The 15,020-nt window shown below is 57.0% G+C and carries 10 protein-coding genes; 2 read left to right on the forward strand and 8 right to left on the reverse strand.

Annotated elements, in window-relative coordinates; translation table 11 throughout:
• The first annotated feature begins 2 nt into the window (after window positions 1-2).
• The gene (locus EAO82_RS17760) at window positions 3-1,493 is read left to right on the forward strand and encodes an amidase (protein WP_096345124.1); all 1,491 of its coding nucleotides are present in this window, start codon (window positions 3-5) and stop codon (window positions 1,491-1,493) included.
• A 71-nt stretch (window positions 1,494-1,564) separates the two neighbouring features.
• Here the strand turns inward: EAO82_RS17760 and EAO82_RS17765 are convergent, their stop codons facing one another.
• The 4 genes from EAO82_RS17765 to EAO82_RS17780 all read right to left on the reverse strand — a co-directional run bounded on the left by EAO82_RS17765 (window position 1,565) and on the right by EAO82_RS17780 (window position 7,170).
• Window positions 1,565-2,422: a uroporphyrinogen-III synthase gene (locus EAO82_RS17765; protein WP_096345273.1), complete on the reverse strand. Its 858-nt coding sequence runs from the start codon at window positions 2,420-2,422 to the stop codon at window positions 1,565-1,567.
• A gap of 100 nt (window positions 2,423-2,522) precedes the next feature.
• A complete protein-coding gene (locus tag EAO82_RS17770; protein ID WP_096345125.1) occupies window positions 2,523-3,977 on the reverse strand; it encodes a DUF3336 domain-containing protein in 1,455 nt (484 codons plus the stop codon).
• A 31-nt stretch (window positions 3,978-4,008) separates the two neighbouring features.
• On the reverse strand, window positions 4,009-5,679 hold the full coding sequence (locus EAO82_RS17775; RefSeq protein WP_096345126.1) for a wax ester/triacylglycerol synthase family O-acyltransferase: 1,671 nt from the start codon (window positions 5,677-5,679) through the stop codon (window positions 4,009-4,011).
• A gap of 420 nt (window positions 5,680-6,099) precedes the next feature.
• Window positions 6,100-7,170 carry a calcium/sodium antiporter gene (locus tag EAO82_RS17780; protein ID WP_096345127.1) on the reverse strand — a complete coding sequence of 357 codons (1,071 nt, stop codon included), beginning with the start codon at window positions 7,168-7,170 and terminating at the stop codon, window positions 6,100-6,102.
• A 233-nt stretch (window positions 7,171-7,403) separates the two neighbouring features.
• Here EAO82_RS17780 and EAO82_RS17785 point away from each other — a divergent pair, with 233 nt between their 5' ends.
• Window positions 7,404-8,507, forward strand: a complete 1,104-nt coding sequence (locus EAO82_RS17785; RefSeq protein WP_096345128.1) for a DUF2855 family protein — start codon at window positions 7,404-7,406, stop codon at window positions 8,505-8,507.
• Window positions 8,508-8,904: 397 nt separating this feature from the next.
• Here EAO82_RS17785 and EAO82_RS17790 read toward each other — a convergent pair whose 3' ends face one another.
• From EAO82_RS17790 to EAO82_RS17805, 4 genes are all read right to left on the reverse strand, one after another.
• Entirely contained in the window at window positions 8,905-10,152 is a 1,248-nt protein-coding gene (locus tag EAO82_RS17790) for a LysM peptidoglycan-binding domain-containing protein (RefSeq protein ID WP_096345129.1), read from the reverse strand.
• Window positions 10,149-10,997, reverse strand: a complete 849-nt coding sequence (locus EAO82_RS17795; RefSeq protein WP_096345130.1) for a DUF4123 domain-containing protein — start codon at window positions 10,995-10,997, stop codon at window positions 10,149-10,151. Before EAO82_RS17795 ends, EAO82_RS17790 begins: the two co-directional genes overlap by 4 nt.
• Window positions 10,982-13,105 (reverse strand): type VI secretion system tip protein VgrG, encoded by a 2,124-nt coding sequence (locus EAO82_RS17800; RefSeq protein ID WP_096345131.1) that lies wholly within the window; start codon window positions 13,103-13,105, stop codon window positions 10,982-10,984. The genes EAO82_RS17795 and EAO82_RS17800 overlap by 16 nt, the downstream gene beginning before the upstream one ends.
• A 591-nt stretch (window positions 13,106-13,696) precedes the next feature.
• A protein-coding gene (locus tag EAO82_RS17805) for an IS3 family transposase (protein ID WP_096345133.1) occupies window positions 13,697-14,859 on the reverse strand; the annotation gives its coding sequence in 2 pieces (ribosomal slippage) (window positions 13,697-14,604 and window positions 14,604-14,859; 1,164 coding nt in all).
• Window positions 14,860-15,020: the final 161 nt, after the last annotated feature.

Here is a 15,020-nt window from a genome sequence, read left to right on the forward strand (position 1 = left end):
TCATGTCTTTAAGCCCACAAGAGTATATGGGTAGCGACGCCACGGAGCTGGCCCGTCAAATAACTGAAGGCCACACCACGCCAGCGGAATTATTGGACGTTGCCATTGCGCAATATCACCGCCTCAACCCGCAATTGAACGCCGTTTGCCAGCCGATGTTCGAGATCGCCCGTCAGCGTGTCAAACAACCGCTCGCAGGCCCGCTGGCAGGCGTGCCGATATTGATCAAGGATGCCATCCAGGATTACGCAGGCTTGCCTACCGGCAATGGCAGCAAGGTGTTCAGCCGTATTCCTGCACGCCAGCATTCACATATCGTCCAACGCCTGTTGAACGCTGGCGCGGTCATTATGGGCAAAAGCAACACGCCCGAGTTGGCGCTCAAGGGCGTCACCGATCCCGAAGCTTTCGGCCCTAGCCGCAACCCCTGGAACATGGCACATACCACCGGCGGATCCAGCGGCGGCTCGGCTGCTGCTGTAGCCTCTGGCATGGTACCGATGGCCGGGGCCAACGACGGTGGTGGCTCCATTCGTATCCCCGCGGCCTGTTGCGGCTTGTTCGGATTGCGTCCATCGCGGGGGCGGGTATCGGTTGGGCCGACACATGGCGAGATATGGGAGGGCGCTTCCAGTGACCTGGTGCTGTGCCGCAGCGTACGCGACGCGGCTTTGGCCATGGACGTACTGGCCGGTCCCAATCGCGGCGATCCCTTTGTACTGGCGCCCGCAGCCCTGGCATTTCGTGATCTGGCCAAGCGCGAGCCTGGCGTGCTGCGCATCGGCTATAGCACCCGCTCACCGGTTGATACGCCAGTACACCCCGAGGCCATACGTGCGGTAAAGAATGCCGCCGAACTACTGCGCTCGCTGGGTCATGAAGTGGTAGAAGCCGAGCCTGTTTACGACGGCATGGCATTGGCGCGCTGTTATCTGAACATGTATTTCGGGCAGGTGGCAGCAACGCTGGACCAGGCGCGGGAAATGGGTGCACGGGATGAAGAGTTCGAGTTACTCACGCGCACGCTGGCTGCGTTCGGGCGCAGTATGTCCAGCGCAACCTATATCAACAGTCACCGGCAGTGGAATCAGTTTGGCCAGGCGCTGGGCAGCTTCTATCAGCAACACGATCTGTTTATGACTCCAGCTCTGGCACATCCACCTATCCGCCACGAGAAAGCCAACTTGCCGCGCAAACAGACGCGAGTGATCGAGCTGCTGCTGAACACCGGCCTGCTACCGTTACTGGCGCGTTGGGGGGCGCTGGACAATATGGTCAGTGACATGGCGCGGAAGAATCTGACCTACGTGCCCTTTACCCAATTGGCCAACCTGACCGGCACGCCAGCAATGAGCGTGCCGCTGCACTGGACCGCCGATGGCCTGCCGCTAGGCGTGCAATTCTGCGGCCCATCCGCCAGCGAGGCGCTGCTGTTGCAACTGGCCAGCCAACTGGAAGCGGCCCAACCTGGACCCATAAATGGCCGGCTATAAGTGATATGCCCGGCTGACAAGCTGCCGCAGCATCGGGGGCAATTCGCCCCCGTGGAAGCACCAGGCTTGCCTCAATCTGAATCGTTGTCCTCCACCCCGGGCACACCCAGCGATTTGACCAGCTCACGCACCAGCGGCTTCATAAAGAAACTGCTCTCCGGCATCAGATCAACCTGAACGCCGCGTTCACGCAATTCATCAGCCACGATAGGCCCCACAGCCGCCACCTTAAGCTTGGCCAATGCCGCAATTAACGCAGGCTCACCGCATTGCCGACGGCCAATCTGAAACAGGCGGCGTACCTGCGTGGCGCTGGTAAAAGCAATCGCATCCAGTTGCCCGGCCAGAACCACCGTCACCAGTTCCTCGACCCGCGCATCTTCGACATCATCGGCATACACGTATGGCGCAACGGTACTGACGTGAGCCCCGGCGTTGGCGAGAAAATCCACCAGCAGGCGATTAGGCTCGGTGCCATACAATTGCACCGCAATGCGCCTGTCGGACAGATCGCCAGCTTCCAGCGTCTTGATCACCCCTTCGGTAGTCGGCTCTACTGCGACCAGATCCGCCTTGAGGCCAATCTGTCGCAGTGCAGTGCCCGGCTTGGGGCCGCGCGTGAGTTTGCGCACATTGCCCAATTGGGCAATGAAATCATCGCGCAGGCTGCCGCCAGCACGCTCGGCTGCAGCCAGCAACCGGCGCAAGCCTTCGCCAGTCAGCAGGATCAAGTCATCATAGGGCTGCGCAATAAAGTCGGCGATCCAGGCTAGCACGGGCTCTTGATCCGGAGCATCGTGAATGGACACCAGCGGGCAGCGCAGTACTTCGGCACCGCGCTTGACCAGCATGGCCGCAAACAGATCCAGCTCACGGCTCTCGGGCAAGGCAATATAACGGCCCGTCAGGGGCAAGGTCGCGTCGGTCATGGGATGGCTCACAGGCAAATGAAAGCCCATTGTGCTGCGCAGCAGGCGCATTGAAAAGCGCTGCTGCGCGCTACTTTTCCCTACGGCATTTTTGCACTGGCTATTTTTCCCAGCCCCGGCCGTGCACGATGGTATCCAGCTTGCGGCTGATAGCCGTGCAGTTACGGACCATTTCCACCTTCTCCCAGGTGGAACGTTCCCCCTCGTGCAGCAGCCGATGCATAGCCTCCCGCGAGGGCGCAGCGAGCAGGCGCAGCGGATGGTCCCAGCGATTGCGCAGGAAGATGTTGATGTCCGCGGTGTATTCCTGGCGCAGCACACCGTAAGTCAGATGCTGCATCAAGCTGATCACCGGGGATTTTATGCGGATGTTGTCGCGACTGAAGCGCATTGCTTCGGCGGTGGTGATTTTCAGAAAACGCGCCTGATAGGTCAGCAGAGTGCGGAACGGATTACTGGGTGCATCCGGATCCGGGGTCATCGCCAGCACCGCAGGGTTGGTCATGCTGGAAATAAAATGGTTAACGCCGAACAACCGCGCCAGGCGCTTGGCCGGCAGGTCGTCGGCAAAGGAGCCATCAATCCATTTCAAGTCAGGTAGGTAAGGCACCGTCTCGTTAGCGGCATTGCGGCACATCAGCGTGACCGGCGGGTAAATGCCGTAGATCGCGCAGGAAGCGGTGACCGCAGAACGAATCAGCACATTGGGCGAGGTGATGGCGTTCAACAAGCGCGGCGCCTGACGTGGAGACAACCCAGTCACGGTGATATTCAGTTTGCGCCCGGTCAGCTCGAACGCCTCCTGAAAGGTCAGATCAGGAATAATCTTCGCCAGATAATCCTTGAGATTATCCGCATCCATTCTCGGTCTGGGATTGCCAAACAAGGACAGCGCCGGGCGTATCGCGGTGGTCTCATCCACCTCGTGGTGCAGGTTGTCCAGGCTCAGCCGGTGCTGGAGCTCATCATCCACATGCGTGCAAGCAGTTGCAGCGATGATCGACCCAGCGCTGGAGCCGGAAATGATCTCGGGCAACAAACCGTGATCAAACAGCGCCTTGACCACCCCCGCATGAAAAAAGCCCAGCACTGCCCCGCCGCTGAGCATCAACGCCGAACGCCCGTAACAATGGCTGGCACGTAAAAAGAAATCCTGCTTTTCTTCCAGCGCAATGATGCTGTCATCTACTTCATTCAGATCATCCAGCGCACCGCATATCTCTTCTACATACCGGGTGATCAGGTTCTTGGTGCCGAGCTTTGCCTTGTTATACAACGCCGGTTTGCCCATGCCGCCCAGATTCCCGTGCAGGCCTTCGTTCAGGACAAACAGCAGGTCGTGATACTCGCGGCGAAAGCGCAGGTCCCGCACCTTGTCCAGGCGCTGGCGAATGGAGCGGTAGTCATAACTCTCGCAGGCATCGTTCTGCTTCCACTCGTCCAGCCCATGCTCTTCATCCCAGGCAGCCGCCATCTCGGCCCAATCCTGGTAATGCTCGGCCTGCTCCATGTCCTTTAACAATTGCTTGGTGCGCGGGCGTTCAAAGAGCTTCATTGGCTACCCCTCAAATGAGTATGATCGTGAATCAGTTTTGCTTACTTTCAGCCGGTAGCGGTCCTGCAACAGATGTGTTGGGCGAGCTATTGGCGGCGGCAAGCTTTACCCCCGCCGATTTGCTCGCGGCCGGTCTGGTTTTGACCCGCTTCTTGGGCTTACTGGTGGTTTTGGCGACAGTCGCGTTGCTCTGAGTCTTTGCGGCGGCTTTGCTTGGCTGCCTGGCGTTGGGCTTGTCAGAGTCGATCGTGCGCTCCTGCGCAGTACTGGTTTGGGCAGACTCCAGCGCTGCTACGCAGGCTAAATACTCCTTCGTCGACGCCTCCATGCAGGCGATGTAGAAATCCATATCCGGTACCACCTTGCGGTCAGCCACCACACCCAGGTTCAGGCGATCATATATGCCGGTGATCCCGTGACTGATGGCCATGCCATCGCATACCGGAACCAGGGGGAAAACTTCGCGGATGGCCGCTCCGGCAAAATAGCGGGTATGCATGCCGGGGATACCGGGCACGTTGGTAATCACCGTATTGATCAGCGGCAAGGTGCCGGCCATATGCGTGCGGTTCTGGAACCAGGCACCCAGAGCGCGGATGGCGGGTGGCACCATGTCGCCCACCGCGTTGGTCAGGTCACAGAGCACTTCGCGGGCCAAAGGGATGCCTCGATGGGTGCGTCCTTGGATCGCGGCCAGACGTTTGGTCGGATCCTCGATATTGGTACCGATGGCAATATACATCGCCGATATCAGGTTACCGGTTTCAGAGCGGGCGTCCTCTGGACGTATGGAAACCGGGCACATGGAGATCAGGGACTGATCAACCGGCAGTTGTTTATGTCCGGCCAGATACCGTCGCATACCACCGGCGATGACCGCCAGAATCACATCATTAAGACTGGCACCGGGGTGCAGTTGACGCATCCGCTTGAGGTCAGGGATTTGCCACGAGTGCCCGCCATAGGAACGGTGCGGTGTAACCGTGACGTTGAAGATCGTCCGCGGTACCCGTCGCTGCTCCGGCAAACCGTCTTGCCGCAAACGACGCGCCAACTCCAGGCTCTTGCGACCGAACAGCAGGCCAGCTCGCATACTGCGCACAGACTGCCCCAACATTCGCGGCGCCGTGCGAGCCCACATTTCCAGACGCGTGGGCGCACGTTCGGCGACCTCGACTCTGTCACGCCGACCGTATTCGTGTTCCGCGGTTTCTTCCATCATCGCCGTGCTGAGTTCGAGGCTGGACTTGCCATCCACATAGGCGTGATGAAACCGAATCAGCACAGCAAAACTGTTGGGCGGCACGCCTTCCACATTGTTGACGCCCTCGATGATGTAGATCTCCCAGGGCGCCCGTTCCATATCGACGCTGCGCGACATCGTCCGCGCGGTAAAAATGCACAACTGACGCCAATCCCCAGGCTGGGGCAAGCCGACATGCCGAACGTGATATTCCAGATCAAAATTCTCGTCTTCCAGCCAGTAGGGATCGTCCAACTGAAAAGGTGCCTGCTCCAACCGCCTCCGGAAATACGAGGTCGTATTCAACCGGTCCGATACGTACTGCAGAATATCCTTGTGCCGCACAATGCCGTCTGGCGCGGTTGTCTGATCACATAACCACAGGCTACCGATCATCATCGGCTGATTGGGACCCTCAAAATAGAAGAAGTGCGAATCCATGGGTGTCAGTTGCTTCATTACAGTCTTCCTCGGTGCCAGAGCAATTCAGGTGGGTGTATTGAAATCATGAACACTTCGGATAATTGACTCTTCTGCGGAATGACGCATTGATCTCCATCAAGCACAGAGATCAATATTTTCGGTCATTTCCAGATTTTATCAGCCATAACGACAACCCGATCATGAGACATTAATTAATAATGCAATTATATGACCATACAGTCACGAGAAGGAAAAAAGAACCCTGCACTGTTAGCTCAACCGTCATCGAGGATTGATGGGAAAGCTCTGGAATGAGGATCAGAAAGGGGGAAAATTAATTGCCAACAAGATATGCCGCACAGCGCAAGCGCTCAGGACATTAAGCGGGCGCACCCATTTAGGGCAAAAAAAAGAGCAGCCGGTCAAGCCGCTGCTCTTTTTTGACTTACAACTACCTTAGTGACGCGGCGCGCCCTTCCAAAGAATAACCAGCAAGGTAACCGCGGTGAGTGGCATTACATAGAACAGCATCGCGCTAGGTAGTCCCGGAATTCCGCTGGCGCCGCCATCTGTGGTCACCACATGAACGTTGTAGACGACGAAGTAGGCCATAAACAGCAACCCTTCCCAGCGGTTTATGCGCATGCCGCTGATGAAGATCGGCAAACACGCCAGGGCCACAGCAAACATCACCAGCATGTCAAAGCGCAGCACCGCTTCCGACACTGCGATACCGGCTGGAGCCAGGAAGGACGCGACACCCAGCACCGCCAACAGGTTAAATATATTGCTGCCCACGACGTTGCCCACAGCGATATCGCGTTGCCCGCGAATACTCGCGATCACAGAGGTCGCCACCTCAGGCAGGGAGGTACCCGCCGCGACGATAGTTAATGCCACTACTCGCTCGGATACACCCATACTGGTTGCCATCACTACCGCACCGTTGACCAACCAGCGGGCACCCAGTACCAGCATCACCAGGCCGCCAGCTACAAACAGCACATTTATCAACGTCGAACCGGCGTGCTCGGCATCCGGCACGCCCAGATCAGCGGCATCGGTCGGCGTATTGGCACGCCGGCTGCTGATAATCAAAAACAGTGTGTAGGCAACGATCAGTACAAACAGCAGGATGCCGTCGAAGCGACCGAGGCTGCCGTCCAGCGATAACAAGATGACCAGCATGCTGGCGCCGATCATCAAAGGCACATCTAGACGGATCAACTGACGCGACACCACCAGTGGCGCGATCAAAGCAGACAGGCCAAGGATAAACAGCACGTTGAATATATTGCTGCCCAACACGTTACCCAGAGCGATGTCGCCCTGTCCGCCCAAGGCCGCACCGGTACTGACCGCCAACTCGGGCGCACTGGTACCAAAGGCGACTACGGTAAGACCGATTACTAACGGTGAAATACGAAAACCCGCTGCCAACCGCGAAGCACCCTTGACCAGCACCTCGGCACCTGCGACCAATAAAGCCAGCCCCACAATAAACAGGACAATGACCGTCAAACTCATAATGAAACCCCTCCTTACGGGGCAGCGGCGCCAGCAGATGCGGGCAGCCCAATCTAGCATAAGGCGTAGCTGGGCTGCGTGCGGATACAAAATATTACGCAGGCCAATATTCGAGTTTAGTGCCTATCTCGCTTGGCATTATCAGGCGGTATTTGGCAGATGGTTTGATGCAGACCGCCCGTTCCCGCTCAGGCAAGCTAGACTGAAATCCCCCCTTGCCGGAGCCGGTAAACATGAACACCACCAACCCCACCTTTGTGGTCGACCAAGGCAACCTGGACCATTGCGCAGCGCTACCCCTGCCCGCTACTAGCGCCGAGAATTTGCAAGAAGGCGAGGTCCTCCTGGCGGTCGATCACTTTGCCTTCACCGCCAACAACATTACCTACGCAGCGCTAGGCAAACGCTTCAAGTACTGGGACTTTTTCCCCGCCGAAGCGCCCTGGGGCCAGATTCCAGTATGGGGCTTTGCCGATGTAGCCGCGTCACGGCATCCCGAAGTGCCCGTAGGCAAACGCCTGTACGGCTACCTGCCGATGGCCCGTCAGCTCAGGGTTAAGCCTGGCAAGGTCAGCAAAAGCAGTTTTATCGATACCGCAGAACATCGTCAGCACCTGGCGCTGGCCTACAACCAATACCAATTCACCGACACCGACCCAGCCTATCAACCCGAGCATGAAGCTCTGCAGATGCTGCTGCGGCCGCTGTTGATCACCTCTTTCTTGCTGGATGATTTTCTTGCTGTGAAAAACTTCTTCGAGGCCGAGCAGATCATCCTCACCAGCGCCTCAAGTAAAACCGCGCTGGGTCTGGCCTTTATGCTCCAGCACCAACGTAGCCAGCGCGGTAAACCACTGACCATCACTGCCCTGACTTCCCCCGGCAACACCGGCTTTGTCGAGGGTCTGGGTTACTACGACAAGGTGGTCAGCTATGACGATATCGACAAGCTTGACGCAAGCCAAAGCACCGTATCGGTAGACTTCGCCGGCAACGGTGAAATCCTGGCAAGCCTGCACAAACACTTCGCCGACAACATGCTGTTCAGTTCCCTGGTCGGTGCCGCTCACTGGGATGCTCGCGGTGGCGATAAAAACCTGCCTGGCGCCAAACCGGAAGTCTTCTTCGCCCCCGGTTATTGGGAAACCCGTGGCAAGGAACTCGGCAATGCGCAGCTGATGCAAAACTTCGCTAAGCTGTGGGCGCCGCTCGTGACTTCAGTGCAGAAATGGATGAAGGTTACTGAAGTGGAAGGCGGCGATGCCGTGGAGCAGGCGTATAAGCAGACGCTGCAGGGCAAGGTAAATCCGGATCAGGGGTTGATTTTGAAGATGTAGAGATTTCACTCTGGAGGGTAGATTTCCGAAATTTATCCACGGTCCGAAAGGCCGAAAGAAATAATTTTAATTAAATCCACTTCAAAGTAATAAGCAAGCGTACTAGCGAGGAAAACAAACCAGTACGCAATCAAAGTAAAGCAAGTAAAGTATAACCAGGCGCTTATAAATACCGGGGCAGTTTTTTTTCTTGCGAACGTGTGATACAGACTATATCTATGCATTCTTTCAAACCCATCAAACGGACTTTCAGATTCTCTTCGATAATCTGGGTAGTCTGACAAATATTTGTCCATGAGTTTGATGCCATAGAAACAGATAAAGAGCCCATTTAGAAAACCCGTACCAGCGATAGTAAGGACGCTGAAAACTATTACTGTTTCAAGATTCGGTACATTCATTCTGCTGATCGCCACTCGTACACCATTTGGCCGGCGGACTCTCCGATAGAACCGCCCATTGACCCTCCAGCGTATACTCCTACCGCGACTCCCGTAACCGCGATCACCGCAATCACAGGAGCACCCAATGTGACCCCAAAAGCTAATGCGACAACAGTCGATCCGGCGGCCGCCATCTTCCCTAAAGCCGCGCCGCCAACTGCACCGCCACCTGCCCCTCCGACGAAGCCACTGACCTGCTGATACTTGACCATAGAGCATTGCTCCTCGCGACCTGCACTACAGGCTTCCACTGTTGTGTTCAGTCTTACGCCACCATCTATGGCAATCCCGAACCATCCGAACAACTTCGCGCCTTTGGACCATGCCGAAATTGTCTGTATTCTACGTCCTAGCTGCGGCACTTGCCCTCGATCCAAAATCTCTGAGGCGTTATACAAAATTGATTTTGTTGACAACCCTAGCGTGTGCTTCACCTTGTCGTACTGGCGAATATTCATAGTCGACATCGTGACGCGGTTGAGTGCATGGTCAAGTTCGCTAAAAAGCTGGCCTCGGGTGGCCAAAAATTCTGGGCTTAGCCGCCGAGCGGCAGGATTTCGGGTGAGCTCTTCAACATATGCAGCATTCAGGCTCTCCAGGACTGTGCTGACGTCTTTCAGACGATGTGCAGCTGTTGCGCTCAACACACCCAGGGCTGCGCTTGGCAGCGAGGCGTTGTCTCCTGCGGCAGCATGATCGAATATTTCGATGTGCCGCTTGACCGTAGTAGCTTCTTCGGGAGCCAGCTGCTGAATACCGCTACTGGCAAGCCGCGCCTCGTTTTTCAGTCTCTCCAGTCGTTCTCTATCCTGGGCAGTAACTGGCATATTGGAGACTATAACGATTTCTCCCGGTAGAACTGTGGTCCCTAGATGCTCATTATTGCGATCGAAAATCGAACGCAGCCGGAAGTTCATGCCGCTTCCAAAGATTTCGGTATAAATGGCGTTGCGTTCCTGAACTTGATCATTCCAGTAAAAAGCCAACTCGAAGGGCTCCGGGGCGCAGTCGCTTTGGGATTGAATCTGGCCAACAGTGCAATGCTGGCGCGGGTTTGCGGCAGGCAGATTGATGGATTGACCGACTTTAATTCGATTCGGGTCCGAGATCGCAGGATTCAGACGGACGAGAGTTGTCACGGAGGTTCCATGCTGGTTGGCGATGGCGCTCAACGTCTCGCCAGATCTAACAACATGCATCATGCTGACGCTCCCTCGTCTAGTTTGAAGAGCTGTTGTTCGACTTCATAGAGCCGTTGCTCCGGGCTGATGTTTCGGTCAGCGAATCGACTCGCCCAGTCGGGTGCGTTCGACTCCTGCGCAAAGCGCCAGGCAAGCTCAAGATAATGCAGGACTGTTTGTTCTGATTCAAAGCCCAGTTTCTTCGCTTGTTTCAGCAAAACCTCGATTCGTTTGCGTTGCTCGGCATGGCCTGGTTGCTCCGGAGTTGAACCCAGCTGAAGGGCTACTCGGTCAACCAAACTTTCGTACTCCTCGAGTTGCCATTTTTCGATCTGTTCTTCGCGTAATCGGTACCAACCTTCGTCGGCTGCGGAGCGGGCCCTCCCTGCCTTGGCGCTTGCATATTCGATCCAACCCGCCGGAAGTTGCACCAGCCAACGCGATATGGGACCGGACCATTCCTCAAACTCCTTCTGGCTCATGGTTTCAAGCAGTCGGACGGTCCAATCAGGGCTATAGAATCTGCAATAGGCTAACTGGCCGAGGGGCGTTGTCACGCTAATAAGGCTGCGTAAGTGGTTCGCGAGAGTTTTCATACCCGATTCACAATGCAGCACGACGCCTGTTCTTGCCCACACTTCGGGCTGCGCCAATAGCTGGCTATCTGCTTCTGGTTTCACCAGCCAGGGGCTTGCCTCGATCAGTGGGGCATGTCGAGTATCACGAAAGAGAGGCTCGATTAGCGGGTGATCGTCGTAGGTGTACGCCGTCACCGGAACGTCCATGCCCAGCCCGTCCAACAGCAGATAGCAATCCTTCGACCAAGCAGGCGCAGCAGTTCGATCCAAAATCAGCGGTCCAGACATGGGCAAGCCTCCAGCGGGCAGCTTCCGTCAGGGAGCCTATGGCACTGACTGGCAAGCAGCAGTTTCTGTTTGGCTGCGGACGTCAAGCGTGACAAGTCATTCGGTTGAACCGCGACGGCCAGCGCACCTGCAGCAGCCTGGGCGACGGCACCGGGAGTCGTCGGTAGCATGATACCTAAGCCTGCCCCTTTGCCGGCGCTGCCTCCCGAGTTGATCTTGATCCCAGGCCCACTCAGCGTCACCCCACTGGGATCAAGCTTGAGGAAAGAGCCGCCACCCTTGGCAGTGAGTTCCATGCCTGCGTCGATAACCACCTTGTTACCGGCGTAGTAGTGGATCTCGTTACCCGCTTCGATGAACTGGCCGGTACCCACCTTGATGTGCTGGTTGTTGCCGCCAGTCAGGTGGTCGTCGGCTTTGATCTCGGTTCTGCGCTCACCGTGAGTAGTGTGGTGCTCTTCGGTCATGAATTCGGTGTAGCTGTTGGCCTCTACGCGGTCATGGCGTTCGTGGCCTACGCGGATCTTCTGGTCGTGCTCAATGTTCTCGTCCCAGTCGCGCTGGGCGTGCAGGTAGATCTGTTCTTCGCCCTTTTTATCTTCGATGCGCAATTCGTTATAGCCACCGCCACCACCACCCGGTGCTGTGCTCAGAGTTTTGAATACGCTGCGGGTTTTGTGCGCGGGTAGCTCGTACGGAACCGGGTGGGTTTTGTGGTACAGGCATCCGGTGACCAGGGGTTGGTCCGGGTCGCCTTCTAGGAAGGTGATAAGGACTTCCATACCGATTCGCGGGATGGCGATGCCGCCGTATTGATTTCCGGCCCAGCTGGAGGAGACCCTGAGCCAGCAACTGGTTTGGTCGTTGCCCTGGCCTTCGCGGTCCCAGTGGAACTGCACCTTGATGCGGCCGTATTGGTCGCAGTGGATTTCTTCGCCTTCAGGGCCGGTGACGACGGCGGTCTGGCTACCCAGCACTTTCGGCTTTGGGTGGTTCAATTGCGGGCGGAAAGGGACGTCCCACGGGGTGGCAGTGAATTGATTGCGGTAGCCTTGGGTAAATCCGTCGGAATCCTTTGTGTCGCTGGTGACCGACTCTTCCAGCACCTGGGGTTGTTTGCCTTCGTGTTGAATCCCGGTGATCAGCCAGAGGTCGTTCCAGTCGGCTCTGGGGTGATCGGAGAGGGTGAGGAAGTGGCCACTGACGAGCGTGGGTACGTCACTCTTGCCTTCAGCCAGGCGGTAATCGCTGCGGTGACGTTCCAGGCTGCGCTTGGCCAGGTGCTTGCCGCGGGCGCGCTCGGTAAAGAGGCCGGGGTAGTCGTAGTCTTCCAGATCGGGCAGTGGTGGAGGCTGGTCGCCTTCTACCGGCTGTTCGGCCTTGTGCGCCGCTTCCATCAAAAGATGGGGTTTTTCGAAGTCGTAATCCCGGCGGGTGACGCGGCTGGGGCGGGTTTCGACGCGCATGGCTAAGCGTTTGATCACCGGTTCGTCGGCGACCAGGCCGCTGTCTTGGGTATAGGCGGTGGATCTGTCGAGTTTGGGAAAGCCGGTTTGGTCGTCACCGAAGACCAACAGGTGATTATCGGCGCTGTGTTCGAAGTGGTAGTGAATGCCTTCTTCTTCACAGAGGCGCTGGATGAACTGCAGGTCGGTTTCGTCGTACTGGGTGCAGTAGTCGCGTTGCGGGTAATCCGTATTGAGTTGAAAGCGGTAGGCATCAGATTGGATGCCGTGGTCGCTCAATACTCGGGCGATGATCTGCGGGACGGTCAGATGCTGGAAGATGCGCTGGTTGGTGCGATGGCCGAGATAGAACAGATGCGGCACCAGATCGATATGGTAGCGCGTCAGGCGCTTGCCGGCATCGCCCTGGGCGACGCGGTGGATCAGGCCGTGAATGCCCTTGCCTTGGCCTGTAAAGCTGAAGAAGGCCGGTTGTTGCAGCAGGCGGTCGATATCCAGGTCCGGGCGTTCGCTGACCAGTTCCAGTTGGAAATGGTAGGGCTGGCTGATGTGCTCGACGCCTTCGAAGGACAGTACCTTGAAGTCGTGGCTGAGGCCGGGAATATCGAGGGTGAAGTGGGCCTGGTTGGCGGCGGCGAACATCCGATGTTCCTTGTGTGCAAATAGAGTGCTTATTTGGCTGAAAGCGAAAGCGGCCGTGCTGGGCGCGGGCAGATTATCGCAGATCGGGGTAGTGAGTTGTGTGAGCCAGTCGGCAAAATGGGTTGGCCGTCCGCATAGAAAGGTCAATCAGATCAAGGGGATATGTGCGCAAGAAGTTGCGCAGGTGGTGATCCGTGGGCTGAAAGACAATAGAACCAAGGTCAAAATGGATTCCCGCTTTCGCGGGAATGACGAGGCCGGTAGGAATGATGATGGTACTCGCATGAATCCGCTTGGATTCCCGCCTGCGCGGGAATGACGGGTGGGGCGGGAATGACGGGGCGGAGCGGGAATTTAGTAGTGAAGGTCGGAACTAGGGGGTTTCAAGTGACGGCTATGGGTTGGCCGATAAACCGTATCTTCTCATCGCCACAACACAGTCATCCTCGCGAAGGCGGGGATCCATTTGGCTTTTCGGCTGGGTAGGGGGCGGGAGTGTACTGCGAGACCGCTTGGATTCCCGCCTTCGCGGGAATGACGAGGTGGGGCGGGAATGACGGGGACGGGAGGGAGTGACGGGGTATGTAGTGGTCAACTGATTCCGGACACTGTTTTAAGTTTTTCTTCCGCCAGCGCCGGAGCGATTCCGCCATTGAAGGCATGCGGCCGCACAGTGTTGTAGTACCCCATCAGATAGCTGCTGATATCCTTCCGAGCTGCCGTCAGACTGTGATAGCCCATCGCAGGTATCCACTCGGTTTTCAGGCTTCGGAACAGGCGCTCCATCGGCGCGTTGTCCCAGCAGTTACCTCGGCGGCTCATGCTCTGCACCATGCGGTAACGCCAGAGCCTTTGCCGGAACCGGCGGCTTGCATACTGCGAGCCCTGGTCGGAATGGAACATAACTTTCTCCGGACGTCCTCGCTGCTCCCAGGCATGATCCAAGGCTTGAACAACCAATTCCGCATCCGCCGTGTCAGACATCGCCCAACCAACCACGCGACGGGCACACAGGTCCAGCACCACCGCCAGATAGCTCCAGCGCTGGCCAGTCCAGATATAGGTAATATCACCACACCAGACCTGGTCCGGCTGTGACACATCAAACTCGCGATCCAGCCGGTTGGGAATGTCCAGCCGCTCCACTGTGGCGCGTTTATAGGCATGCGGCCCTGGCTGCTTGCAGACCAGACCTAACTCGCCCATCAGCCGGCGCACCTTGAAGCGACCGATCTCAACGCCCTGGTCGTTCAGCAAGCCCTGTATGGTGCGGCTACCTGCGGAGCTGCGGCTTTTGTTGAACATCTCGTTAACCTGGGCTCTCAGGGCCACACGCTCAACATCCACGCGCTGTATCCTATGGCAGTGTTCGTAGTAGCACGAACGGTTGATATCAAAGGCTGCGCACACCATCTCGACAGGGGCCTGCTCTCTCAACTGGTCAATCAGCGTGTACGTTTCCAGTCGTCCGACATCAAGAGAGCGGTAGCCTTTTTTAGTATGGATTTCTCCATTTCCAACCGCCGGCACCGCTCTTCCAGTTCCTGAATTCGCTGGTGCTCGGGCGTTATCGCTTTGCCTTTGGGTGTGACACCTTGCCGTTCATCGCTGAGCTGCTGAACCCAGCGGCGCAATGCTGATTCACCAACGCCCATGGATGAGCTGGCCTGGGCAATGCTGTAGCCTTGGTCGAGCACCAGGCTGGCTGTTTCCTGTTTGAATTCAGGGGTAAACGTACGTCGCTTTCTAGTCATCGAACACCTCTCAATGGCGAGCATTGTCGCCTAAGTGGGTGTCCGGTTTCATTAGACCACTACAGTAGCGGGAGGGAATGACGGAGTATGGTGGGAATGACAAGAAGCAGACCGGGAATGACGACGCGGAGCGGGCTTGCGAGGCGCGACCGGGTTGACTG

Source organism: Halopseudomonas pelagia (assembly GCF_009497895.1).
Lineage (GTDB): Bacteria > Pseudomonadota > Gammaproteobacteria > Pseudomonadales > Pseudomonadaceae > Halopseudomonas > Halopseudomonas pelagia_A.